Raw genomic sequence first — 1866 nt, forward strand, 5'->3', positions numbered from 1 at the left:
AGGAGGCCACGCCCGTCAGCATCGTCTACACCGACAACTTCAAAGGCGAAGAAGCCCTTGATGTAGGCGTGTTCCAGCATCGTCGTATCAACCACTTCGAATTTTTCACCAGTGAGCACAATTGCATAATCGAAATCTAGAACTCCTGAAAGTAAGCTAAGCGCCATCTGCGGCACCTAAACGGCATCAAGCCCGAGAACCACCATTTCTTCTCAAAGAATTCGAATTGTTTCAATGGAGGCAATCATCAACAGCCAATTAGATAGACTGAAAAGTTTAAAAAAACATAACATATTTATTGCTAGCTAAAATCGCCAAATGCCTCACGAACCAAGGGACTCATAAATTCACTTTGATTTTCAATCAAGGCGGCCCTCCTACACTGTCAAATCATTTATATTCCGGCAAGGAGGTCACTTTCCCCAAAAAGGTCTCGATAGCATCCCTCTCCAGGTCCCGAATTTTCCTAATCAATTCACATATCCTTTCTACACTCAGCCTTCCGGTTTCCGATGCGTCCACAAAAAGAAAGAAAAGCTCCTCAGCCATGTGCTCTATCTCAGCGAATCGCCTCGACAATCCAGAAGCCCCCAATATACCAACCGACAACCTGTCCATCCTTCTTCGCATACACCGCTTGTGCTCCCAAAAAAATCGGAATGAATTCAAAGGCAATCCCTTAACATCACCGGGGAAAGATTTGATAAGACCTACAAGCCCGTCATACACCTTGATACCCGCTTCTACTCTCGCCCAATCATAGTCTTCAATTGAGCCATTTATTCGTATCGTCCTCAAGTTACCCGACAAATATGCTCTTAAATGATCAATTATTAATGGAATATCCAAACTTATATTTGCCTCTTCATTCACTCGGAATGATTTTACTATAACCTCGTCCGTCCTGCCTTTAAACATTTCCACAGCGCCAAGAGGCACCAAGTCCTCTTTGTCATCAGCTTCCAATAATATTCGAACAGCTCCAGCGATAGCTTCCAAGAGAACTTCGTTTTCAATGTAGAACGCAGTATAATCACCACGTGCCGTCTGCAGGGAACAAACAAATTTGTCATAATCGTAATCATAACCAAATACATTTATGTCATGGATAGAATGTTGAATTCTGTAGTCATGTCGAGTTTCAATAAAATAATCATCAACTAACAACTGAAGATATTCCCCCCGATTCAAAGCTTCTTTCATAGTTTTCGAGCACAAACTCGAATCAAAAGCACTCATCGTAACTTCTTCCCGTGTTCGATAAAGATTAATCATCCTTGAAGGAAATACTTCGTCTACATACGGATATTGTGCAATTGTTCCGATACTAATCTCTGGGCGCAGCACCCATTGCACAAAAAAATTGTCATAGACTTCATTTATGCACGGACATTTTTTTTCCAGAAACCCAAACTGAAGTGCCTGACTATTATGATGACGAAAAAGCGGTGATATTTCAAATTCTAAATGTATAAAATCACCAGTCTTTTTGATTTTCTCATCATATTGAATACTCGAAACATCAGCAAAATCGAGCCCAGTGCTTTTCCCTTTGGGGTGATTTTTATTTATATTATCGCATATTTCTCGAACCTTTAATGTATTTAATTCTGTGAATCCAATTTCTACTCCCAAAGTAGCATTTGCCGCCGTAATTAACCGTATAGCCTGAAGGCTATGGCCACCTAATTCAGGGAAACTGTCATCGAGTCCGACCCGAGGTACTCCAAGTACCTTTTTGAATAAAGCGCAAAGCTCGCATTCTAAGTCATCGCGCGGCGCCGCGTACTCGACCCCAGAGGTCAGCGAGGACCCGTCGGGAGCGGGCAGCGCATTGCGGTCCAGCTTCCCGCTCGAAGTCAGAGG

Annotated in this window: 1 protein-coding gene; it reads right to left on the bottom strand. The window is 42.7% G+C overall.

The window, feature by feature from the left end; all coding sequences use genetic code 11:
- Window positions 1-390 precede the first annotated feature (390 nt).
- Window positions 391-1866: phosphopantetheine-binding protein (locus QEH53_RS23630; protein ID WP_309025701.1), on the bottom strand; the 1476-nt coding region annotated here is incomplete at its 5' end.

It is taken from the genome of Pelagicoccus sp. SDUM812002, from assembly GCF_031127835.1.
In the GTDB taxonomy this organism is placed as follows: Bacteria; Verrucomicrobiota; Verrucomicrobiia; order Opitutales; family Opitutaceae; genus Pelagicoccus.